Consider the following 23,422-nt stretch of genomic DNA (forward strand, 5'->3'; position numbering starts at 1 on the left):
ACGATCAAGGAACTCTTTTCGAACCCCCTGCGGCCTCAGACAACGAACCATGATCACGTTCACCTACCGCATCGAGACATCAGGCAGCATCGAGAGGCTGGCAGCCAAGATCGCCAGCGACCAGTCGACTGGAACCTTCGTCGCGCTGCCCGGCGAGACCGAGGAACTGAAAGCCCGGGTGGCCGCGCGTGTCCTGGCCATTCGGCACCTGCCGGACGCACTTCGCCCCTCCATTCCCGAGGCCGGTAACGGGCCGTTCAAGCGCGCGGATGTCGACATCGCCTTTCCATTCGATGCCATCGGCCACGACCTGTCGGCTCTGATGACCATTGCCATCGGCGGCGCCTATTCGATCAAGGGCCTGTCCGGCATTCGCGTTGTCGACATGAAGCTGCCGGAGCAATTCCGCGGCGCGCATCCAGGTCCGCAATTCGGCGTCGCCGGCAGCCGCAGGCTGACAGGTGTCACGGATCGGCCGATCATCGGCACCATCGTCAAGCCGGCGCTGGGGCTGCGGCCCCCCGAGACCGCCGCGATGGTGGGCGAGCTGATCGCCGCCGGTGTCGATTTCATCAAGGACGATGAGAAGCTGATGAGCCCAGCCTATTCGCCGCTGGCGGAGCGGGTAAAGGCAATCATGCCGCTGATCCTCGACCACGAGCAGAGGACCGGCAAGAAGGTGATGTATGCCTTCGGCATCTCGCATGCCGACCCGGACGAGATGATGCGCAAACACGATCTGGTGGCCAAGGCCGGCGGCAATTGCGCGGTGGTCAACATCAACTCCGTCGGTTTCGGTGGCCTGGCCTTCTTGAGAAAACGCTCCAGCCTGGTGCTTCACGCTCATCGCAACGGCTGGGACATCCTCACCCGCCATCCCGGCCTCGGTATGAACTTCAAGGTCTGGCAACAGTTCTGGCGGCTGCTCGGCGTCGACCAGTTCCAGATCAACGGCATCCAATCGAAATACTGGGAGCCGGACGCGTCTTTCGTCGAGTCCTTCAAGGCGGTGACGACGCCGATTTTTGCGCCTGAGGATTGCGCCTTGCCTGTGGCGGGCTCCGGCCAATGGGGCGGGCAAGCACCCGAGACCTATGAACGGACCGGCCGGACGGTCGATCTGCTCTATCTGTGCGGCGGCGGCATCGTCAGCCATCCGGATGGACCGGGCGCCGGGGTGCGTGCCGTGCAGCAAGCCTGGCAGGCGGCGGTCGACGGCATTCCGCTGGCGGATTTCGCCTTGAGCCATCCGGAGCTGGCGCGGTCGATCGAAAAATTCGGCGACGGCAAAGCGGCCTGAAGCAATGCAAGACCTGCTTCTCAGCTATTATGGCGACGACCTCACCGGCTCGACCGACGCCATGGAAGCGCTCGAACTCGGCGGCGTGCCGACCGTGCTGTTCATGCGCCAGCCGGACGCGGCCATGCTTGCGCAGTTCAGCCACTGCCGCGCCATTGGATTGGCCGGCACCAGCCGCAGCGAGACGCCACAATGGATGGACACGCATCTGAGCGATGCCTTCGCTTGGCTGAAGACGCTGAATGCCGCGATCTGTCACTACAAGGTCTGCTCGACCTTCGATTCCAGTCCGACGATCGGCAGCATCGGTCGCGCCATCGAGATCGGCCGCTCGGTCTTCGCGCAGGACAGCGTGCCGCTGCTGGTCGGGGCGCCGCAGCTCAAGCGTTACACGGCCTTCGGTCATTTGTTCGCGGCCTATCGTGAAAAGTATTTCCGCATCGACCGCCATCCGGTGATGAGCCGCCACCCGACGACGCCGATGGATGAATCCGACCTGCTCATCCATCTGTCGCGGCAGACGGAGCTCACATCGGGGCTGGTCGACCTCGCGACGTTGCAGTCGGTGGCGCGCTCGGAGGCCTTCGACCGCTTGCTCGCAGAGGGCACCGACATCGTACTTGTCGATGTCGACAGCCGCGAGACGCAGGCGCTTGCCGGCAAGGAGATATGGCGCGTCCGCAAGCCGGGCGGTTCGTTCGTCGTCGGCTCGTCGGGGATCGAATATGCGCTGCTGGCCGAATGGGTGTCTAACGGGACAGTCAGAGCTGAACCAGAATTTTCGCCGCCGGGTGCCGCCGACCGGATCGCGGTCGTCTCGGGCAGTTGTTCGCCGACGACCGAACGACAGATCCGTCACGCTTTGACTGACGGCTTCGACGGCATCGAGGTCGATCCCGTCGAACTGATCTCCGAAGCTTCCGGAGATGCGATCGCACGCGCGACGGCAGCCGGTCGCGCCAGTCTGGAAGCCGGGCGCAGCGTCGTTCTCTACACGGCCCTTGGACCCGCGGCCGATAGGGGGGGCGAAATCGACCGCCAGGAAGGCGCCCGCCACAAGCTCGGGCGGGGCCTCGGCGAACTGCTTCGCGCGCTGACCATCGAGCAGAAGTTGCAGCGCGTGGTCGTTGCCGGCGGCGATACGTCGAGCCACGCGCTCGGCCAGATGGGTGTCGATGCGCTGACCGTGCGGATGCCGTTGCCGGCGTCGCCGGGCTCGCCGCTTTGCGTCGCTCACTCGCGCGTCAAGGCGATCGATGGGCTGGAGGTGGCACTCAAGGGCGGGCAGGTTGGAACCGACCGCTATTTCAGCGCCATCCGTGACGGCCTTAGCAGCTGATTACGCGTCGCCTGGCAACGGCGAGATCCATTCATGCCCTCTAACGGCGCCGTGGCGGTTTTGTCGCGCATGTTGACGTTAAATTCACATAAAGATATGAGTTCTTTGTTGCGGCGAGGTGCTTTTGCCGTTTGTCCCCCTTGCTCTATCGGGGTTGTCGCCATGTGTTTCGCCCTTGCATCAGACTGCAGGATCGCCCTGTAGCAATCGCCAATGCTGAAAGAGGCGGTGATCATGCCCAGCCTGCTCGGAATCGATAACGGCCTCACGGTCACCAAGGCGGTCATCTTCGATGCCGACGGCACGCAATTGTCCGTGGCGCGTCGCCGGGTGCCGCAATCGATGCCCCACGCGCGCTGGGTGGAGCGCGACATGTCAGGCCTGTGGCAAGCAACAGCCGACGCCATCAAGGAGGCGATCGCGCTCTCCGGCAGGCCGGCGGAAGACATCAAGGCGGTGGCGGCGACCGCGCATGGCGATGGTCTCTATCTGCTCGATCATGATCGTCAGCCTTTGGGACCAGGCATCCTGTCGCTCGACAGCCGCGCCGGCGACATTGTCGAAAGGTGGTCCGCCGCTACCGTTTTCACCGATGCGCTGGCGACGACAGGCCAGACGCCGCATGTTTCGGCGCCGTCGGCGCTGCTGGCGTGGCTTAAGCAGAACGATCCTGATCGCTATGGCCGCATCGGCCATGTGCTGGCCTGCAAGGACTGGCTGCGCTTTTGCCTGACCGGCACGATCGGGACCGACCGCACGGAGGCAAGCACCTCATTCACGGATTTTCGCACGCAAGCCTATGCGCCTGAAGCGCTGCGCATCTTCGGGTTGGAGGATCTGTTCAACGCGCTGCCGCCGGTGGCGCATTCCGCTGACATCGCCGGTCAAGTCACAGCCGATGCCGCCGAAAAGACCGGCCTTCGCAAGGGAACACCGGTCGCCTGCGGCCTGCACGACGTGGCCGCCTCGGCGCTTGGCATGGGCGGCCATGAAGACGGCGTGCTCGCCATCGTCGCCGGCACCTATTCCATCAATGAAGTCGTCTCTTCGCAACCGCGCGTCGACCGGCGTTGGTTCTGCCGCAACGCCATCGACGCGGGCCGTTGGAACAACATGTCGATCTCGCCGGCCTCGACCGCGAACTACGACTGGTTTCTCGACACGTTTTGCCGCGCGGAGCAGGACAGGACGGATGGCGGCTCCCTCCACGAATTGCTGGCGGGAGAGATCGACGCGGCGTTGAAGAAGCCTTCGACCATCCTGTTTCATCCCTATCTGTTCGGCTCTCCCTATGGCGATTTGGCCAGCGGCAGCTTTGTCGGCCTGCATGGCTGGCACAATCGCGGCGACATGTTGAAGGCGGTTCTGGAAGGCATAGTCTTCAATCACCGCACCCATGTCGAAGCCTTGCGTGACGGCTTTGCTGTCAGCGAGATCCGCCTGACTGGCGGCGGTTCGCGCAATCCTGCTTTCGTGCAGATGTTTGCCGACGTGCTGAACGCCCCGGTCACCGTCACATCGACGGATGAGACCGCGGCTTTGGGCGCAGCACTTTGCGCAGGTGCCGCGGTCGGCTTGTTCAAGACGCCGCAAGAGGGTGCAAGGCAGATCGGCATGACGGCGCGGACATATCAGCCAGCGCCGGCCTCCAGTGCTGTGTTCAACGAGCGGTTTTCGCTCTACTGCCGCATCGCCGAGCAGATGAAGTCGCATTGGCCTGATATCGAAAGGCTGGCGCGGCCGGGGGTAAACGCATGATCAAGGCCGACGAACGACGCGAAGAGATCGCCGATTATGTGATCAAGCTCGGCCAGGTGCGCATCGATGATCTGGTCGAGCATTTCGGGGTGTCGCGCATGACCATCCACCGGCACATCGACCGGCTGGCGCAACAGGGCGTGCTGCGCAAGCTGCATGGCGCGGTGACGGTTCAGCCGTCCGGTCTCTACGAGAGCGCGTTTCGCTATCGGGTGACGGTCAACAGGGCGGAGAAGGATGCGCTGGCGCGGGCAGCACTGGATTATGTCGAGGCCGGCCAGGTGGTGATGCTCGACGATTCATCGACAGCAAACGCGGTCGCCACGCTGCTGCTCGACGTCAAGCCGTTGACGGTTGTCACCAACAGCGTGTCGACGGCGGGCCAATTGATCAATGTGGACGATATCGATTTCATCTGCCTCGGCGGCCAGTATCACGGCACCTACAATGCCTATATCGGCATCGTCTGCGAGAACGCCGTGGCGCAGTTGCGCGCCAATGTGCTGATCTGTTCGGCTTCGGCCGTCACCGAAACCACGGCTTTCATCCAGGATCCGAATGTCGTGCGGGTCAAGCAGGCGATGATGACCGCCTCCGTGAAGCGCATCCTTTTGGTCGACCACGCAAAATTCGACCGGATCGCGCTGCATGTCTTCGACGATCTGACCAGTTTCGACGCCGTGCTGGTGACCGAGGGCCTCGGCGATGCGCAGGCGCAGAGCCTCGAGCGGGCCGGGGTGAAACTGCGCATCGTCAAGACGAAAGCGCCATGAGCCGAACAGACGGAGCAGGGGCGGACAATCCCGCCGGGCGTCTCGCCGCGATAGCCGGGACCGGCGAGGTCGACGTCGTCATTCTTGGCGCCGGCATCAACGGGGCAGGGCTGTTTCGCGAACTGTGCGCGCAAGGTGTCAGCTGCCTGATCGTCGACAAGGCGGATTTCGGCTCGGGCACCAGTGCCGCGCCGTCGAGGCTCATCCACGGCGGCCTGAAATATCTCGAGACGGGCGAGTTCGGGCTGGTGGCGCAGTCGACGCTCGAACGCAATCTGCTTCTGCAAAACGCGCCGCACTATGTCAGCCCGCTGCCGACCGTCATCCCGATCTTCTCGTGGAGCAAGGGCATGCTCGCGGCGTTGCGAACGCTGCTCGGCTCGACCAGCGCGCCTCGCAGCCGCGGCGCCATACTGATCAAGATCGGGCTGATGATCTACGACTTCTATGGTTCGCGAAACCAGGTCATGCCGCGCCACCGCATGGTCGCGCGGCGGCAGGCGCTTGGCGAGATGCCGGCGCTCAATCCGGCGATCGTCGCCACCGGCACCTACTACGACGCCAAGATAAGTCACCCGGAAAGGCTGGTGCTGGAACTGATCCTCGACGGCTTGCAGGCTCACGCGGCGTCTGCCGGTGCCAACTACACGACACTGGCGGCTTCAGCCAATGGCGTGCTCACCTTCCAGCCGGAAAACGGCGCGGCCTTTTCGGTGCGGCCGAAGCTGGTGGTGAACGCCGGCGGTCCGTGGATCGACGACGTCAATGCGTTGCTTGGTGCTCCATCGAAGATGATCGGCGGCACCAAGGGCTCGCATATCCTGTTAAAGCATGACGAACTGGTCAAAAGCCTAAATGGGCGCATGCTCTATTTCGAGGCCGACGACGGCCGCATCTGCCTGGTCTACGACTATCTCGGCCTGGCGCTGGTCGGTTCGACCGACATCAAGGCCGACAATCCGGACGCGGTCCGCTGCGAACCCGAAGAAGTCGACTATCTGCTCGACAGCGTGCGAACGCTGCTGCCGGGCATGGCGTTCGAGCGCGACCAGATCGTCTACGCCTATAGCGGCATCCGGCCACTGCCGACGTCCGAGGCAGCGACGCCCGGACTGATCAGCCGCGATCATTCGGCGCCCGTTGCCGAGCCGGACGGCAACAGGCCCTTTGCAGTCATTTCGCTGGTCGGCGGCAAATGGACGACGTTCCGCGGCTTTGCCGAGGAAGTCACTGATACCGTACTCAAGCGCTTGCAGCGCAGCCGCAAGATGTCGACTCAGTCGATGCCGATCGGCGGTGGGCGGGATTTTCCGGCCAATGCCGCCGCGCGCGCGGACTGGCTGGCTGAGGCACAGCAGGCAACGGGCGCCGGGGAAGGGCGCCTTGATCAATTGCTGTCGCGCTACGGGACCAGAGCCGTTGAGATCGCCAGGCACGGGTCGGATGATGAGGGTTGCCTGCCGGACTCCGGCGGCTACGGCAAGGCGGAAATCGACTACATCGCGCGCAACGAGTTCGTCGAACATCTGGCCGATGTCGTTATGCGCCGCAGCACGTTGGCGATAGGCGGCTCGCTGACGAGCCGCGACCTGCAGGAGATTGCCGCGATCGCGGGGCGGGCGTTGGGGTGGAGCACCGAGCGCCTCACGCGGGAGGTCGAAGCCGCTGTTGTCGAGCTCGAAGGCAGGAACCTGATGCGGCTGGACTGATCGCTTGATCGCCGACGCCTAGCTTTTCCTGAGGCAATCCGATCGATTTGCCCTTGTTGCGCCCTGTGCATCAACCTTCCCATTTTGCACCCGGATTGGGATTTGCCGGCGCCTACGGGCTCATGCCGTCACTGGATCCGGTAACACAAATTGACGTTAAAGTAACACTACCGTATGGTCATATTGTATGCTTACCTTCTAATAGGCTCGCGTTGGCTGCCGAACGTCGGCTGAGGCAACCATCTGCGGAGGGATTGACAGCGGTGCAAAGGTATGAAAATTTTTGCACACAAAGATAATATTATCACCCTGGGGAGGGGATGGCTTGAATTCCGGCGGAAGCGCAAACCGCGACCATGAATCCAGCCTCGCCACGCGCGCGGCCTGGCTGCACTATGCCGGTGGTCTGACCCAGGCCCAGGTGGCCAAGCGGCTTGGCCTGACCAGCCTCAAGGCGCATAGGCTGATCACCAAGGCCAACCAGGAAGGTCTGGTCAGGGTCTTCATCGACGGCGACGTCGCCGAATGCGTCGACCTGGAACAGCGCCTGATCGCCGCCTATGGGCTCCACTATTGCGAGGTGGTTCCCGATCTCGATCAGGACGAACTGCCGCTCAAGGGGCTGGGCATTGCCGGCGCCCAGTTCCTGAAGCGCGAAATCGATCGCGGCGAAGACATGCTGATCGGCGTCGGCCATGGCCGCACGCTTGCCGCCAGCGTCGAATATCTGACGCGCGCAACTGCTGCTCACATCCGTTTCGTCTCGCTGCTTGGCGGCGTGACGCGCAAATTCGCCGCCAACCCGCACGACGTCATGCATCGCCTGGCAGAGCGGACCGGCGCGCAGGCTTTCGTCATGCCGGTGCCTTTTGTCGCCAATACCGCCGAGGACCGCGAAGTGCTGCTTGGCCAGCGCGGCATCAGCGATGTGTTCGCTCTCGCCAGCCGGTCCGACCTGATGTTCGTCGGAATAGGCACGGCCGAGCGGGAGGCGTCGCTGGTCGCCACCGGCATGATCGAGCCTTCCGAAATCGACGAGGTCAAGCGTGACGGCGGCGTTGGTGAATTGCTGGCGCATTTCTTCGACGACAAGGGGCGTCCGGTCGAAACGGCGCTGTCGGAAAGAATACTGGCGCTTCCGCGCGATCAGTTGAAGGGCCGCAGGATCGTTGCCGTCGCCGGCGGCAAGGTGAAGGTGCGCGCCATCAAGGCAGTACTCGAAAGCCGTTATCTCAGCGGCCTGATCACCGACGAATGCACGGCCCGCGCGCTGGTCGAGCTCGACGATGCAGCCGGGACCGCGAAGCGCTGCGTGAACGGAGGAACTTCGAATGCGTGACAACGGACAATCCGCACCGCTGGTGGTTGCATCATGAGCGCGAAGGCCACCGCCCGGCAAGCTTCGCCCGGCCTGCGCCGGGTGCTTGCCGGCGCTGCGGTTGTGGTTCTGCTCGGCGCCATGGCGCTCGATACCAAGGTGATCAAGATCGGCTCTGCCGGCGATGTTCGCAACGCGGTGTTTTCGGCGGCCGACTACGGCAAGTCTGAATTTCCCAAGGTGCAGGCCGATGTCGAAGCGCGTGCCGCCGACGCCGCAACGGTGGCAACGGCGATCGCCAAGGACAGGGCGACGGCCGAAAAGGAATATGGCGTGCCGGCGGGAGTCGGACCGGTCATCTCGGTCAAGTTCACCGGCGTCGTCGGCGAGGGAAAATCGGGCATCTACAAGGTCGCGGTCGACGGTTTGCCGGACACGTTGACCGTCCGCGTACAGACTGGGCCGGCGATCAACGGCACCGAGCTTCGCGACGCCACCGGCAAGATCACCTTTGGTCAGTTCACCAACCAGATCGAGTATCAGGACGCCGGCTCGGCGCTGAACAACGAGATGAAGAAGGAGGTGCTGGCGAAAGTCGATACCAGTGACTTGACCGGCAAGACAATAGCGGTGGTCGGCGTCTTCAAGCTGGTCAATCCGAAGAGCTGGCTGGTCACACCGGTGAGGCTGGACGTCAAATGAATTCGGCTTCCGGCACAGAACCAGCGACTGGCGACGCCGTGCTTTCGGCGCGCAATGTCGTCATGTCGTATGGCGGCGTCCACGCGCTCAAGGGCGTCAATTTCGACATCCATCGCGGCAAGGTCACCACCCTGTTCGGAGAGAATGGCGCCGGCAAATCGACGCTGATGAAGATCCTGTCCGGCGTGGTGACGCCGACATCCGGCGACATCGTGCTCGACGGCAATCTCGTCAGCTTCTCCTCGTCGTCGGACGCGCGCGATCGCGGCATTTCGATCATCCACCAGGAGCTCAGCCTGGCGCCAAATCTAAGCGTTCGCGACAACATCTTCATGGGCCGCGAACTGCGCACCAGAACCGGCCTCGACTTCGCCGAGGAGTCGCGCCAAGCGCGGGCGCTGATGGCCGACCTCGAAGAAGACATCGATCCGATGACCTTGGTGGAGGACCTGCGCCTGGGGCAGCAGCAGATCGTCGAGATCGCACGCGCGCTATCGGTCGACAGCCGCATCCTGATCATGGACGAGCCGACCTCCGCGCTGAGCGCCACGGAGGTCGAAGTGCTGTTCAAGGTGATCCGCGATCTGACTAGCCGCGGTGTCTCCATCGTCTACATCTCGCATCACCTCGAAGAGGCGCTGCAGATCACCGACTACGCCGTCGTGCTGCGTGACGGGGCGATCACGGCGACGGCCGAAGCCAAGGACATCGACCTCGAATGGATCGTCCGCAACATGGTGGGTGAGAATTTCGACCTCGGCTCGCCGCCGACCGGCCACGAGTTCGGCGCGGTGGCGCTGTCGATCGAGGATGTCAGCGTCACCGACGCTTCGGGTTCAGGCTACGTCGTCGATCATCTGTCGCTGGATGTCAAAGCGGGCGAGATCGTCTGCATCTATGGGCTGATGGGCGCGGGCCGCACGGAATTGCTGGAGGCCGTCGCCGGCCGTGTGCCCATGGCGGGCGGGCGGGCGCTGCTGGAGGGTGAGGATGTTTCGGGACTGACCATTGCCCAGCGCATCGCCCGAGGTCTGGTTCTGGTCCCCGAGGATCGCCAGCGCGATGGCCTGGTTCAGACCATGACCGTCGGCCGCAACCTGTCGCTTGCCAGCATCGAGGCATTCGCCAAGGGGCTCTTCCTCTCCCGGCAGAGGGAGCGCGCACTGATCGACGATTCGATCCGCAAGGTGACCATCAAGACCGCGGGCGGCAACGCCATGATCGGATCGCTGTCGGGCGGCAACCAGCAGAAGGTCGTCATAGGCAAGATGCTGACGACGAATCCCAAGGTCATCCTTCTCGACGAGCCGAGCCGCGGCATCGACGTCGGCGCGAAGGCCGAAGTCTTTCGCTTGCTCAGCGAGCGTGCCGCGCAAGGCCTGGCGGTCGTCTTCTCGACCTCGGAGGTCAATGAGTGCCTCAGCATCGCCCACCGCATCGTCGTCATGCGGCGCGGCAAGATTTCAGCCGAATTCGGCGCCAACGCCACCAAAGAGCAGATCATGGCCGCCTCCGGCGAAGCCGTGGTCGCCTGACCACAGAATTTCCGGAGCCCGACCCATGAGCGATGTCAGCCAGGCCAGCAAACAGTCCAGCCCCAATGCGGGCGGAGAGGGCTTCGACGTGGCCAAGCTGCTGCTCGAAGGCCGGGCCTTCTTTGCCCTGATCGTCATCATTGTCGTCTTCTCGATCCTGTCGCCCTACTACCTCTCGGTGGCGAATTTCCTGACCATGGCTTCGCATGTCGCCATCTTCGGGATTCTCGCCGTCGGCATGCTGCTCGTCATCCTCAATGGCGGCATCGACCTGTCGGTGGGGTCGACGCTCGGGCTTGCCGGCGTCGTCGCCGGTTTTCTGATGCAAGGCGTGACGCTGACCTGGCTCGGCGTCGTTCTCTATCCGCCGGTCTGGGTGGTCGCGGTGCTGGCCTGCATGCTGGGCGCCGCTGTCGGGCTGATCAACGGCGTGCTGATCGCGCGGTTCAAGGTTCCGGCCTTTGTCGCCACGCTCGGCGTCATGTACATGGCGCGCGGCCTGGCACTGCTGATGACCAGCGGCCTGACCTACAACAATCTCGGCGGCAAGCCGGAGTTGGGCAACACCGGTTTCGACGCGCTCGGCTTCAACCGCCTGTTCGGCGTGCCGACCGGCGTAGTGGTGCTGGCGGTGATCGCGCTGATAGGCAGCATCGTGTTGAACCGCACCGCTTTCGGGCGCTGGCTCTACGCCTCCGGCGGCAATGAGCGCGCCGCCGAACTCTCCGGCGTTCCGGTCAAGACCGTGCAGATTTCGGTCTATGTGCTTTCCGGTATCTGCGCCGCCATTGCCGGCCTGATCCTGTCATCGCAGCTTACTTCGGCCGGACCGACCGCCGGCACCACTTACGAATTGACGGCCATCGCCGCCGTCGTCATCGGCGGCGCGGCATTGACCGGCGGACGCGGCAACATCCGCGGCACATTGCTCGGGGCCTTCGTCATCGGCTTCCTGTCGGATGGTCTGGTGATCATCGGCATCTCATCCTACTGGCAAACAGTGTTCACCGGCGCCGTCATCGTGCTCGCCGTGCTCCTCAATGCCGTTCAGTATCGCCGCCGTAGCAAGCTTCCAGCTTCGACGGGCGGCCAACCGACTTCTCAGAAACGGGGGAAGGCCGAACCGGCCAATCCTGCCCAAGGGAAGACTGCCAGATGAACTGGCAGCAACACCGCGTAAATCATTGGAGGAATGTACATGAAAATCGTGCTTAGAAGTTTGCTTGCCGCCGCGATGGTGGTCGGGTTTAGCGCAGCCGCATCGGCCGCAGGCCTGATCTCGATCATCGTCAACGATCCGGCCAACCCGTACTGGCTGACCGAGGGCAACGTCGCCAAGGCGGAAGCCGAGAAGCTTGGCTATACGGCCAACGTCGCCGCCCACAAGGGCGACACCAACACGGAAAGCAATCTGATCGACACCGCCATCACCAACAAGTCGGTGGCGATCATCCTCGACCCGGCCAATGCCGATGGTTCGGTCGGCGCGGTGAAGAAGGCGATTGCCGCCAACATCCCGGTTTTCCTCGTCAATGCCGAGATCAACCAGGAAGGCCTCGCCAAGGGACAGCTCGTCTCCAACAACGCGCAAGGAGCGGCTCTCGGTGCCCAGCAGTGGGTGCAGGCGGTTGGTGAAAAGGGCAAATATGTCGAACTGCTCGGCGCTCCGTCGGACAACAACGCCGCCACGCGCTCGAACGGCTACGCGACCGTGCTCAGCCAGTATCCGGATCTCGAAAAGGCCGCTTCGCAGGTCGCCAACTGGGATCGTACCCAGGGCCACGACAAGATGCAGAGCATGCTGCAGGCCAATCCAGACATCATCGCCGTGATCAGCGGCAATGATGAAATGGCGCTCGGCGCGGTTGCGGCACTGAAGGAAGCCGGCAAGCTGGCCGGCATCAAGGTCGGCGGCTTCGACGGCTCGCCGGATGCGGTTGCGGCGATCAAGTCCGGCGAACTGCAGTACACCGTGCTGCAGCCGGTTGCCATCTTCTCGGCCAAGGCCGTGCAGCAGGCCGACTCGTTCATCAAGACGGGCGCCACCGGCGCCACCAGCGAGAAGCAGCTGTTTGATTGCCTTCTCATCACCAAGGACAATGTGGACAAGTACACCGCGCCCTTCGTGCTGTCGGAATAAACCTGCACAGGGGGTGTCCTTGCGGACACTCCCTGCCTCTTCTACGGCTTCCAGACAACAAAGACTGCTCCTTGTGAATTGCCTTCATAACCATCCGGAACTTGCGGCATGAAAGACCTGCTGATCGGGGTCGACGCGGGAACGTCCGTGATCAAATCCGTCGCTTTCGATCTGTCGGGGCGGCAGCTTGCCATGGCGTCGGTGACCAACAGCTTCGTCACGCTGGAAGGCGGCGGCGCCGAGCAGGACCTCGATCAAACCTGGCGCGACATGGCGCTGACGGTTCGCGAATTGGCGACGAAAGTTCCCGACCTAGCGCGGCGCACCGCTTCTGTCGCAATCACCGGACAGGGCGATGGCACCTGGCTGATCGATGGCGACGGTATGCCGGTCGGGCGCGCGTGGCTCTGGCTCGATGCGCGCGCCGGACATCTGGTGGACGAGATGCGCGGCGATCCCCGGGATCGCACGCGGTTCGAGATCACCGGAACCGGGCTCAACGCTTGCCAGCAAGGCGCTCAGCTCAGCTGGATAAAACGGAACAGCCCGGAAATTTTGGAGCGCGCCGCCACTGCCTTTCACTGCAAGGATTGGCTCTATTTCAAGATGACCGGCGAGCGCGCCACCGATCCCTCGGAAGGCACCTTCACCTTCGGCGATTTCCGCTCGCGCAGCTATTCCGACGAGGTGCTCGACATTCTCGATCTGACGTCGCACCGCCGCCTACTGCCGCCCATGCTCGAAGGCACGACCGACCATCATCCGCTTTCTGCGTCGGCAGCAAATGAGACCGGCCTGCTTGAGGGCACGCCGGTGGTGCTGGGCTACGTCGACATGGTCAGCACCGCGCTTGGCGCCGGCCTCTATGATCCAAGCGGCAATGTCGGCTGCACGGTCATCGGCTCGACCGGCATCCACACACGCCTGGCGCGCACAGCCGACGATGTCGTCCTCAACGACAATGCATCAGGCTACACGATCGCCATGCCGGTTCCTGGCGCCTATGCGCAGCTGCAATCCAACATGGCGGCGACGCTCAACATCGACTGGCTGCTTGGCCTGGCACGCGACGTGCTGACCGCCAGCGGCGCCAAGCCTTCGCGCGACGAATTGCTGAAAGCGCTCGATGTCTGGGTCGAAGGATCGGAGCCGGGATCGCTGATCTATCAGCCCTACATCTCGCTTGCCGGCGAACGCGGACCGTTCGTCGACCCCGACGCACGAGCGGGCTTCATCGGCCTCTCGGTCAAGCACGGCTTTGGCGATCTGGCGCGTGCGGTTCTCGAGGGATTGGCCTTCGCGGCCCGCGATTGCTACCAGGCGATGGGCAGCATGCCCGGCGAAATCCGTCTGTCGGGCGGTGCGGCGCGCAGCCCGTCGCTGCGCCGCATCATCGCCGCGGCGACCCGCGCGCAGGTCAGGACCAGCAGCCGCCAGGAAGCCGGCGCCGCGGGTGCGGCGATGATGGCCGCGGTCGGGCTTGGCGTCTATCGCTCGATGGATGATTGCTGCACCGAATGGGTGACGCCGCTTCTGGGCGAATGCGACGCCTATGACGAGGCGCTTTCCCAAACCTACGATGCGCTGTTTCCATCCTTCGTCGCGGCGCGCCAGGCGCTGCGGCCCGTGTGGAAAGGTATGGCGCACCGCACAGGAGCTAAGTCTTGAGCGATACAACGGATATTGCCGATCTCTTCGTGATCGGCGGTGGCGTCAACGGCGCCGGCATAGCGCGCGATGCCGCGGGTCGCGGGCTGTCGGTCATCCTGTGCGAGAAGGACGATCTGGCGCAAGGCACCAGTTCGCGTTCCGGCAAGCTGGTGCATGGCGGTCTGCGCTACCTCGAATATTACGAGTTCCGGCTGGTGCGCGAAGCGCTGATCGAGCGCGAGGTGCTGCTTGAGGCGGCGCCGCACATCATCTGGCCAATGCGTTTCGTGCTGCCGCACAGCCCCGAGGACCGGCCGGCATGGCTGGTGCGGCTCGGGCTGTTTCTCTACGACCATCTTGGCGGCCGCAAGCGGCTGCCGGGAACGAGGACACTGAACCTGAGAACGGCGCCGGAAGGGGCGCCGATCAGGGACGAATTCAAGCGTGGCTTCGAATATTCCGACTGCTGGGTCGATGACGCCAGGCTGGTGCTGCTCAATGCGCTCGATGCCAGTCAGCGCGGCGCAAAAGTCTTCACTCGCACTGCCTGTATTGCTGCCTGGCGCGAAGACGGCCTGTGGTCGATCGACATGCAGGACGGCCGCACGGGCGCTGTGACGAGGGTCCGCGCACGCGGGTTGGTCAACGCGGCCGGGCCATGGGTGAATGACATCGTCAGCCGCGTCGCCGGACAGAATTCCACCCGCAACGTTCGCCTGGTGAAAGGAAGCCATATCGTCGTGCCAAAATTCTGGGAGGGACGGCAGGCCTATCTGATCCAGAACAACGACAAGCGGGTGATTTTCGTCAATCCGTATGAGAACGATCTGGCGCTGATCGGCACCACCGACATACCCTATGAAGGCAGGCCTGAGCTAGTGGCGGCCGAAGCCAGCGAAATCGATTATCTGATCAAGGTGGTCAACCGCTACTTCAAGCGCCAACTCACCGCGCAGGACGTGGTCTACAGTTTCTCGGGCGTGCGGCCGCTCTATGACGACAATGCCGACAACCCGAGCGCGGTGACGCGCGACTACATCTTCGAACTCGACGCCCCGAACGGTGGCGCGCCGCTGCTTTCTGTGTTCGGCGGCAAGATCACCACCTTCCGCAAACTGTCCGAACATGCGCTGGAAAAGATCCAGCCCTTCTTTCCGACCATGAAGAAGGCCTGGACAGCCAAAATTCCCCTGCCGGGAGGCGACCTGCCCAACGCGGATTTCGAGCAGTTCCTGGGCGATCTGCACGCCGAGTTTTCGTGGCTTAGCCCGTCGCTGGTGAAGCACTATGCCCGCAGCTACGGCACGCGCACGCGCGCCTTGCTGAAAGGCGTAAAAGGCGAAGCCGATCTCGGCCGTCGTTTCGGCCCGGATTTCTATGAGCTCGAAGCTGTCTTCCTGTTCGAGACCGAATGGGCGATGACCGCCGCCGACGTTCTCGAACGCCGGACCAAACACGGGCTGCATATCAATGCGGCCGAGCGGAAAACATTCGAAGACTGGTGCACAAAGACAATGGCGGCGGTGAACTGATGGCCTTCACGCTTTCGCTGAACACCAACCCGCTGGTCAATCGCTTCGCCGATCCCGACGATCTGATCGACGCCATTGCCTATGGCATCGGCATCCGCGACGTGCAACTGACGCATGAATTCGTCAATCCGGGCTGGCCGGCGGCAACGATCGCCAAGTTCGTTCGCCTGTTCAACAGCGCCCTGGCGCGGACCGGCGTGCGGATCACTTCGGGTATGACCGGTCCCTATGGCCGGCTCAATCATTTCGGCCATCCGGACGCGGATGTGCGCCGCTATTATGTCGATTGGTTCAAGACCTTCGCCGACATCTCCGCCGAACTCGGCGCGTCGGGCATGGGCACGCAGTTCGCCATATTCACCTACAAGGATTTTGACGATCCGCAGCGGCGCGCGGCGCTTCTCGACATCGCGCTCGAATGCTGGCGCGAAGTGGCCGAGCACGCCAAGGCGGCGGGCCTGACCTACCTTTTCTGGGAACCGATGTCGGTCGGCCGCGAGTTTGGCCACACGATCGAAAGCTGCGTCGAATTGCAGGGCGCCATCGATGCGGCCAAGCTGCCGATCCCGATGCAGATGATGGTCGACATCGACCATGGCGACGTGACCTCGCCCAATCCTGACGACACTGATCCCTATGCCTGGGCGAAAGCGTTCCCGTTGCAATCGCCGATCATCCACATCAAGCAATCGTCGATGAACAAGGGCGGGCACTGGCCGTTCACCGCCGCCTACAACAAGGATGGCCGGATCATCCCGCAGAAGCTGCTCGATGCCGTGCGGGCGGGTGGCGGAACCGACAATGAGATCTGCCTTGAACTTTCCTTCCGGGAGAGGGAACCGGTCGATCATCAAGTTATTGCCATGATCCGCGAGTCGGTGGATTTCTGGGCGCCTTACATCGACAGCGGCCGCAACGATCTCAAGCCTCGCGCCTGACGCAAAACGCCGGCGCACAAGTCGGGAAATACGCATCATCCGAATTCGGATCGAAGGAGAAAAGAATGACCCCATATTGGGTCGGCACCAGCTGGAAGATGAACAAGACGCTGGCGGAGGCGCTGCAGTTCGCCGAGGCATTGGCTGCCTTCGTGCCCGGCTTCGATCCGGCGATACAGCCTTTCGTCATTCCGCCCTTCACCGCGGTGCGGCAGGTCAAGGCGGCGCTCGCCAAAACCCGCGTCAAGGTTGGCGCCCAGAACATGCATTGGGCCGATGCCGGTGCCTGGACGGGCGAGATTTCGCCGGTGATGCTGAGGGATTGCGGGCTCGACCTGATCGAACTAGGCCATAGCGAACGCCGCGAGCATTTTGGTGAGACGGACAGGACCGTAGGACTGAAAACGGCGGCGGCGGTCAGGCACGGCTTTGTGCCGCTGATCTGTGTCGGCGAGACGCTGGCCGAGCGCGAGGGCGGCCGCGCCGACGAAATTCTGACCGCGCAGGTTTTGGGCGCGCTGCAGGGTCTCGCAAGCAATGAGTTGTCGGCAGAGATACTCTTTGCCTATGAACCGGTGTGGGCGATCGGCGAGAAAGGCATTCCGGCCAGCGCCGACTATGCCGACAAGCAGCAGGCGCTGATCAAGCAGATCGCAGCAACCCGGTTGCCGACCGCCCCGCTTGTGCTCTACGGCGGCAGCGTCAATCCCGGCAACGCGGCCGAACTGATCGGCCAGCCGCATATCGATGGGCTGTTCATCGGCCGCTCGGCATGGCAAGCGGAAGGCTATATCGACATTCTCAAAAAGGCGTCGGCCGCCATCGCGCGCTGACCACGAAAACGAAGGAGTTAATTGCCATGAAGATCGCACTCGGAGCCGACAGCGCCGGCAAGCCGCTGCTCGATGTCATCGCCAAGCATCTCGCCACCAAGCCAGAACTGCAGGTCGTCGATCTCAGCCAGGCCGGATTCTACGCCGATATTGCCGCTGCGGTCGGCCACGAAATTGTCGACGGCAATTACGACCGCGCCATCCTGTTTTGCGGCACCGGCATCGGCGTCAGCATCTCGGCCAACAAGGTGCCCGGAATCCGTGCCGCGCTAACCCACGACACCTATTCGGCGGAACGCGCTGCGAAATCCAACAATGCCCAGATCATCACCATGGGTGCGCGCGTCATCGGCCCCGAACTGGCCAAATCGATCGCCGACGCCTGGCTGGCCTCGGAGTTCGATCCGAACGGTCCCTCTGCCGCCAATGTGCAGGCTGTCGACAAGCTCGACGCGAAGCGCTGAGGATTCGCTCCCGACCTAGCCGGTCAAGGCGATCCGCATCGCCTCGATGACGGTTACGGCGGACGCCGCGCCTGGATCCATATGGCCAAGCGAGCGTTCGCCGAGGCGGGAGGCCCGGCCCTTGGTGGCGATCATCGCCTTGGTCGCCTCCGCGCCGGCCTTTGCCGCCTCGGCTGCAGCCGCGAGGCTGCCGGCCAGCCCCTTGCCGGCGGCCAGTGCCTCGCCCGCAGCCGTCGCGGCCGGCGCCCACGCATCGATCATCGTCTTTTCGCCAGGCTCGGCCTTGCCGCGATCCTGAATGCCTCTGGCCATCGCTTGGAACATAGCGACCGCGTCGGCGTCGTCGAGCGTCGCCTTGCCCTTGACGGCGGCCGCGCCGCGCATGAATGCCGTGGCATAGAGCGGGCCCGAGGAGGCGCCGACGGCGTTGAGGAACGACTTCGCCGCCGTGTTCAGCAAGATGGTCGGATCGGTGGTGCCGGTATCCAATGCGGCCACCGCATCGCGTGCCGCGGAAAATCCAAGCTCCATCGCAATGCCGTGGTCGGCATCGCCGATCACCCCGTCAAGCGCGCACAACCGATCCCGGTCGGCTGACATGGCGTCGGCGATGGCCGCGAACATCGCGGCAAGGCGGGTGGTGTCGATTGTCGTCATCTCTTGTTCCTTGCCGTTCACCAAGTTTACCCGGCGCGAAACATGGCGCAGTCGCAAGGGTGGTCGAGCATCGTTTGCAACTCGTCGTCGAGGTGGTGCAGCGTAATCGAAGCGCCGGCCATTTCGAGCGAGGTGCAGTAATTGCCGACCCAGCTTGCGTGAATGGATACACCGATATCGTCAAGCCTCTGCTTCACGCGCCGGTTCATGATGTAGAGTTCCATCAGCGGCGTCGAACCCAGCGAATTGACCAGCACGGCGACCTTCTCGCCGCGTGCCGGCGCCATCTCGGCGAGAATCCTGTCCAGCATTTCGTCAGTGATCTCGTCGGCCGTTTTGAGTTTTCCGCGTGCGATGCCGGGTTCGCCATGGATGCCCATGCCGATCTCCATCTCGTCGGGTCCGATCTCGAAATTCGGCCGGCGGGTTTGCGGCAACGAACAGGGCGCCAATGCGACGCCCATGGTAAAGGTGTGGTCGTTGGCTTTCCCGGCAATGCGTTCGCATTCATCGAAAGACAACATGCGGTCGCAGGCGGCGCCTGCCGCCTTGAAGATGAAGAAGTTCCCTGCGACACCGCGCCGCTTGTGCCTGTCGCCAACGGGCGCGGAAGCGACGTCGTCGGTGCTCAGAACCGTGCGCACCTCGATGTCGTCCATCGCGGCCATCTCGGCCGCCATGTCGAAATTCATGACGTCGCCGGCATAGTTGCCGTACATGAACAGCACACCGGCGCCGCCGCTCGCCGCCTTGGCGCATTCGAGGATCGGGTCGGGCGGCGGAGAGGCGAAGACATTGCCGATCGCCGCCGCGTCGGCCAGCCCCTTGCCGACGAAGCCGAGAAAACTCGGCTCGTGGCCCGAGCCGCCACCAATGACGAGGCCTACCTTGCCTTGGCGCGGTCCATCGCGGGCGATGATAGAGCGCGGGCTTCCGTCAACGGCTTTGAGATGGCGGGGATGCGCAGCCAGGATGCCTTCCAGCATCTCGTCGACGGCGCGATTGCCGTCATTGATGATCTTCTTGGTTTGCACCAACGTCCTCCCGATTTGGTATTTTCATAGATGATACCGGGCGTTATCAGGCTGCCTTCGGGCGAGGGCAGGGGCGCGATGCCCACCAAACTGCCTCGATCGGCTTCGTAGCTGTTACCAGCCGTTCTGGCAGAAGCTAAGCGGACCGAAGTGCGCGGACAATGGCGCTGTAGTGTACAAGATCGCACCACGGCTTAGAAAAGGCGGTGGCTCCCCGGGCCGGATTCGAACCAGCGACCAACCGGTTAACAGCCGGTTGCTCTACCACTGAGCTACCGGGGAATAGAGGCTCTCATGTGAGTGGCGCAGCCTATAGCAAACCCTTTTCGGCTTTGCAAAGAAGCATTTCGCATTTTTTAGCGCATTTTCACCCAATGGTTTCTGGCAATCGCCGGATGACACCACATATGAGCCGTCTTGGGCGCCGTCGGACCTTGGTCGGCGGAACCTGAAAGGCGATTGCAGCCTTTAGCGCATATGGCTTTATCGAAGGCAACCGGATCGACTTTCGACATGACTGCAGCAGACGAAAACCAGGCACCGGCGCGGAAAATCTCGGTGTTCGGGCGCGAGTTCACCATGCCGCGCTCGCGCGGGCTGAGGATCGCCATCGGTATCATGCTGGTGTTTTTCGGCCTTCTCGGTTTCCTGCCGATTCTCGGCTTCTGGATGATTCCGCTCGGCCTTTTGGTGCTTTCCTACGAATTTGCCGCGGTGCGCCGCCTGCGGCGCCGGTTCGTCGTCTGGTGGGAACGGCGTCGCCGGCCAAATTGAAAGCGATGGCGCGCGGTCCCGGTTCAGTGGACGCTTCGCTTCCAGCCCCCCGCAGACCTTCCCCTCGAATATCTCCTTGAGAACGGCAGCCCCTGGTGTCAGCCGCGCGTTTACGGTGAAAGCCAGTTTGCACCCGCTGCGTAAAGCTGCGGGTTCGAGTTTCGCCGGTCGCGCAGCCATGCTTGAGGAGCGGCCAATATGCCGGTGCGCCAAGCGCTGAAATCGCTCGGGAACCACGTTGCGGCGGCTGATGAGGAAAGCGCGCCGGAATGCCGCGCGGACGCTTGACGACCTTTCGCTGCCACCATATTGAGTTCGCTCGCCGGGAGCGATGAGGCCTCGTGGCGGAGTGGTTACGCAGAGGACTGCAAATCCTTGCACCCCGGTTCGATTCCGGGCGAGGCCTCCAATCGCTTCAACTCCCGCATGCCGGGGGCTTGAGTTCCGGTCGAATGCGCCGCAGTGTCGGCGCGACAAGCGCATTTCAGCGCATTGGCTTTTGACGGATTGGTTGGGACATGAGCGCTGATTTCTCCGAACTTCGCGTCAAGATGGTCGACGGCCAGGTCCGCACCACCGATGTGACCGACGCAGCATTGCTCGATGCCATGCTTGCCGTGCCGCGCGAGGCCTTTGTCGGGGCCGGCCAACAGGCTCTCGCCTATATCGACGAGGATATCCGCATCTCCGACGGCCCCGATGGCAGCGGTGCGCGCTACCTCATGGAGCCGTCGCCACTGGCCAAGCTTTTGCAGTTGGCCGAGATCGACGCCGGCGATTCGGTGCTCGATGTCGGCTGCGGCACCGGTTATTCCGCGGCGCTGCTGTCCAGGCTGGCCAAATCCGTCGTGGCGCTGGAAAGCGATACCACACTGGCGGAAGCAGCCAAAGCGGCGCTTTCGGCGCAGGGCTGCGATAACGTCACCGTGGTCACCGGCCCACTGCCGCAAGGTCATGCCGCCAAGGCGCCCTACAATGTGATTCTCATCGGCGGCAGCGTCGAGAAAGTGCCTGCGGCGCTGCTTGACCAGCTTGCCGAAGGCGGCCGGCTGGTGGCTGTGGAAGGGCAGGGCAATGCGGGCGTAGCCCGGCTCTTTTTCAATGCAGGAGGGGTTGTAACCGGAAGACGGGCATTTAATGCGGCAATTAAGCCACTACCCGGATTTGAACGCATTCATGCCTTCGAGTTCTAAGTGATTTTGCCTTGCAGCAAAGACTCTGTCATGTTGGCTTGCGATTGAACGATCGTTGCTGATTGGTTAACCGGGGTTTCGGGAGGCTGTCAGCGGGGGAACGATACATCGACGCGGCGCTGGCCGATCCCTAGGGATGGGCTGGCGTAGCGTGGTTCCCGTGCAAAACGAATGAGGGATATAAAGTGCCGTCCTTAGCCAAGAGTTTGTTTGTTACTGTCCTCATTTCCGCGACAGCGCTTTCGCCGATAGCCGCCTCGGCGGAAACCATTCTCGGCGCGCTTTCCAAGGCCTACCAGAACAATTCCTCGCTGAATTCGGCCCGTGCCGGCGTGCGCGTCACCGATGAGGGCGTGGCGATCGCCAAGTCGGGCTATCGCCCGGTGATCACTGGTTCGGCTGATATCGATTACACCTCCAGGCACCTAAACGGCAGGAACGCGAGCCTGGCATTGACCACCGGCAGCTTCGGCGTTCGGATTGATCAGACGCTGTTCGACGGCTTCCAGACCAAGAACAGGGTCGCGTCGGCCGCTGCACAGGTGAGGGCCTCGGTCGAGGGCCTGCGCAACACCGAAGAGAACACGCTGTTCAACGCGGCGAGCGCCTATATGGACGTGATTCGCGACCGCCAGGTGGCGGTGCTGACCGAACAGAATCTGCAGTTCCTGACCGAGCAGGCGCGCGCGGCACGCTCGCGCTTCGAGGTCGGCGAGGGCACGCGCACCGATGTGGCGCAGGCCGACGCGTCGCGTTCGGCCGCGGTGGCGCAATTGAGTGCTGCCCGTGCGCAGGCTCTGGCCAGTGCGGCAACCTATCATCAGATCGTCGGTGACGAGCCGGGCAAGCTCAAGGCCGCGTCGCCGTTGGCGAAGCTGTTGCCGAGGAGTCTCGAGGCGGCGATCGGCATTGCATCGAACGAGCATCCGGCCATCCTGGCCGCCCTACATTCCGTCGATGCAGCCGGATTTGATGTAAAGACGCAGGAGGGTGCGTTGCTGCCGCAGTTGACTGCCAGTGCCGGCCTTTCCCATGCCTATCAAAATACCGTACCTAGCGCGGGGGATTCGGACGGCGATTCCAATGCCGCCACCGTCGGCGCGACGCTGACCGTTCCGATCTATTCGGGCGGCCGTACCTCCGCACTCGTTCGTCAGTCGAAGGAATCGCTCAGCCAAGCTCGCATCGAGGTGGATGTCAGCCGTGACTCGGTGCGCCAGGCCGTGACCTCGGCATGGACGCAATACATCGCAGCGCGTGAAAGCGTCGACGCTAATCGGCAGGTGATCGCTGCCGCACAGTTGGCGCTCAACGGCGTCATCGAGGAGCGCAATGTCGGACAGCGCACCACGCTCGACGTGTTGAATGCCCAGAACGCCGTCATCTCGGCAAAGATCGACCTCGCCAGCTCTGAGCGCGATGTGGTTGTAGCGAGCTACGCCATCCTGTCGGCCATGGGCCGCCTGTCGGCCGATCGCCTGGCGTTGAATGTGGTGAAGTACAAGCCTGAAGAGCACTACAGAGCCGTCAAGGACAAATGGATCGGGCTGCGTACGCCGGACGGTCGTTGATCGCGACTGAGCGGTTCAAATCCCGCCAAGATTGAAAGTATCGTAGCGCCGCGCTTCCCAAGGATGCGCGGCGTTTGTCTTTTGTAGCCTAAATTGTTGAAATCCGGCGTCTTCCGAGATTGGGGATTCTCGGATGGCGATCCGTCGGCTACGCTGTCGCCATGATTCGTATCCGGCTTTGCCGGACAGGAATCCAGGAACG

At 63.0% G+C, this 23,422-nt stretch carries 20 protein-coding genes and 2 tRNA genes; 19 read left to right on the top strand and 3 right to left on the bottom strand.

Annotated elements, in window-relative coordinates; genetic code table 11:
• The first annotated feature begins 49 nt into the window (after positions 1 to 49).
• The 15 genes from oiaX to X757_RS157080 all read left to right on the top strand — a co-directional run bounded on the left by oiaX (position 50) and on the right by X757_RS157080 (position 17,991).
• Complete coding sequence (gene oiaX, locus X757_RS157150) at positions 50 to 1,300, top strand: 3-oxo-isoapionate-4-phosphate decarboxylase OiaX (RefSeq protein WP_023688192.1); 1,251 nt, start codon at positions 50 to 52, stop codon at positions 1,298 to 1,300.
• A 4-nt stretch (positions 1,301 to 1,304) separates the two neighbouring features.
• Complete coding sequence (locus X757_RS157145) at positions 1,305 to 2,639, top strand: four-carbon acid sugar kinase family protein (RefSeq protein ID WP_023725663.1); 1,335 nt, start codon at positions 1,305 to 1,307, stop codon at positions 2,637 to 2,639.
• A gap of 234 nt (positions 2,640 to 2,873) precedes the next feature.
• Positions 2,874 to 4,397 (top strand): FGGY-family carbohydrate kinase, encoded by a 1,524-nt coding sequence (locus X757_RS157140; RefSeq protein ID WP_023725664.1) that lies wholly within the window; start codon positions 2,874 to 2,876, stop codon positions 4,395 to 4,397.
• Positions 4,394 to 5,170, top strand: coding sequence for a DeoR/GlpR family DNA-binding transcription regulator (locus X757_RS157135; protein ID WP_031251175.1), 777 nt, complete (start codon positions 4,394 to 4,396; stop codon positions 5,168 to 5,170). The genes X757_RS157140 and X757_RS157135 overlap by 4 nt, the downstream gene beginning before the upstream one ends.
• Positions 5,167 to 6,879 (top strand): glycerol-3-phosphate dehydrogenase/oxidase, encoded by a 1,713-nt coding sequence (locus X757_RS157130; protein ID WP_023725666.1) that lies wholly within the window; start codon positions 5,167 to 5,169, stop codon positions 6,877 to 6,879. The genes X757_RS157135 and X757_RS157130 overlap by 4 nt, the downstream gene beginning before the upstream one ends.
• Before the next feature lie 325 nt (positions 6,880 to 7,204).
• Positions 7,205 to 8,218 (top strand): sugar-binding transcriptional regulator, encoded by a 1,014-nt coding sequence (locus X757_RS157125; RefSeq protein WP_023672601.1) that lies wholly within the window; start codon positions 7,205 to 7,207, stop codon positions 8,216 to 8,218.
• 33 nt (positions 8,219 to 8,251) lie between these two features.
• Complete coding sequence (locus X757_RS157120) at positions 8,252 to 8,899, top strand: DUF2291 family protein (RefSeq protein ID WP_023672600.1); 648 nt, start codon at positions 8,252 to 8,254, stop codon at positions 8,897 to 8,899.
• Positions 8,896 to 10,434 carry a sugar ABC transporter ATP-binding protein gene (locus X757_RS157115; RefSeq protein WP_023725667.1) on the top strand — a complete coding sequence of 513 codons (1,539 nt, stop codon included), beginning with the start codon at positions 8,896 to 8,898 and terminating at the stop codon, positions 10,432 to 10,434. Before X757_RS157120 ends, X757_RS157115 begins: the two co-directional genes overlap by 4 nt.
• 25 nt (positions 10,435 to 10,459) lie before the next feature.
• Complete coding sequence (locus tag X757_RS157110; protein WP_023725668.1) at positions 10,460 to 11,593, top strand: ABC transporter permease; 1,134 nt, start codon at positions 10,460 to 10,462, stop codon at positions 11,591 to 11,593.
• A 39-nt stretch (positions 11,594 to 11,632) separates the two neighbouring features.
• Positions 11,633 to 12,574, top strand: a complete 942-nt coding sequence (locus X757_RS157105; RefSeq protein ID WP_081726801.1) for a D-ribose ABC transporter substrate-binding protein — start codon at positions 11,633 to 11,635, stop codon at positions 12,572 to 12,574.
• Between the two features lie 108 nt (positions 12,575 to 12,682).
• The gene (locus X757_RS157100) at positions 12,683 to 14,242 is read left to right on the top strand and encodes an FGGY-family carbohydrate kinase (RefSeq protein ID WP_023725669.1); all 1,560 of its coding nucleotides are present in this window, start codon (positions 12,683 to 12,685) and stop codon (positions 14,240 to 14,242) included.
• Complete coding sequence (locus X757_RS157095) at positions 14,239 to 15,756, top strand: glycerol-3-phosphate dehydrogenase (protein WP_023725670.1); 1,518 nt, start codon at positions 14,239 to 14,241, stop codon at positions 15,754 to 15,756. The genes X757_RS157100 and X757_RS157095 overlap by 4 nt, the downstream gene beginning before the upstream one ends.
• Complete coding sequence (locus tag X757_RS157090) at positions 15,756 to 16,694, top strand: sugar phosphate isomerase/epimerase (RefSeq protein ID WP_023725671.1); 939 nt, start codon at positions 15,756 to 15,758, stop codon at positions 16,692 to 16,694. Before X757_RS157095 ends, X757_RS157090 begins: the two co-directional genes overlap by 1 nt.
• A 65-nt stretch (positions 16,695 to 16,759) precedes the next feature.
• Positions 16,760 to 17,527: a triose-phosphate isomerase gene (locus X757_RS157085; protein ID WP_023725672.1), complete on the top strand. Its 768-nt coding sequence runs from the start codon at positions 16,760 to 16,762 to the stop codon at positions 17,525 to 17,527.
• Between the two features lie 26 nt (positions 17,528 to 17,553).
• A complete protein-coding gene (locus tag X757_RS157080) occupies positions 17,554 to 17,991 on the top strand; it encodes an RpiB/LacA/LacB family sugar-phosphate isomerase (RefSeq protein WP_023672592.1) in 438 nt (145 codons plus the stop codon).
• 15 nt (positions 17,992 to 18,006) lie between these two features.
• On the opposite strand, the gene dhaL is transcribed toward X757_RS157080, so the two are convergent.
• The 3 genes from dhaL to X757_RS157065 form a co-directional block, all read right to left on the bottom strand.
• Positions 18,007 to 18,648 (bottom strand): dihydroxyacetone kinase subunit DhaL, encoded by a 642-nt coding sequence (gene dhaL, locus X757_RS157075; protein WP_023706016.1) that lies wholly within the window; start codon positions 18,646 to 18,648, stop codon positions 18,007 to 18,009.
• Positions 18,649 to 18,674: 26 nt separating this feature from the next.
• Complete coding sequence (locus tag X757_RS157070) at positions 18,675 to 19,682, bottom strand: dihydroxyacetone kinase subunit DhaK (RefSeq protein WP_023667709.1); 1,008 nt, start codon at positions 19,680 to 19,682, stop codon at positions 18,675 to 18,677.
• A 207-nt stretch (positions 19,683 to 19,889) separates the two neighbouring features.
• Positions 19,890 to 19,964, bottom strand: a tRNA-Asn gene (locus X757_RS157065).
• A gap of 231 nt (positions 19,965 to 20,195) precedes the next feature.
• Between X757_RS157065 and X757_RS157060 the strand changes: the two genes are divergently transcribed.
• The 4 genes from X757_RS157060 (at position 20,196) to X757_RS157045 (ending at position 23,220) form a co-directional block, all read left to right on the top strand.
• Positions 20,196 to 20,456, top strand: coding sequence for a PGPGW domain-containing protein (locus X757_RS157060; RefSeq protein WP_023667708.1), 261 nt, complete (start codon positions 20,196 to 20,198; stop codon positions 20,454 to 20,456).
• A gap of 335 nt (positions 20,457 to 20,791) precedes the next feature.
• Positions 20,792 to 20,865 (top strand) — tRNA-Cys (locus X757_RS157055).
• A gap of 109 nt (positions 20,866 to 20,974) precedes the next feature.
• Positions 20,975 to 21,649 (top strand): protein-L-isoaspartate O-methyltransferase, encoded by a 675-nt coding sequence (locus X757_RS157050; protein WP_023725673.1) that lies wholly within the window; start codon positions 20,975 to 20,977, stop codon positions 21,647 to 21,649.
• 185 nt (positions 21,650 to 21,834) lie between these two features.
• Positions 21,835 to 23,220, top strand: coding sequence for a TolC family outer membrane protein (locus X757_RS157045; protein WP_023710693.1), 1,386 nt, complete (start codon positions 21,835 to 21,837; stop codon positions 23,218 to 23,220).
• Positions 23,221 to 23,422: the final 202 nt, after the last annotated feature.

Source organism: Mesorhizobium sp. LSHC412B00, from assembly GCF_000503035.1.
Classification (GTDB): Bacteria; Pseudomonadota; Alphaproteobacteria; order Rhizobiales; family Rhizobiaceae; genus Mesorhizobium.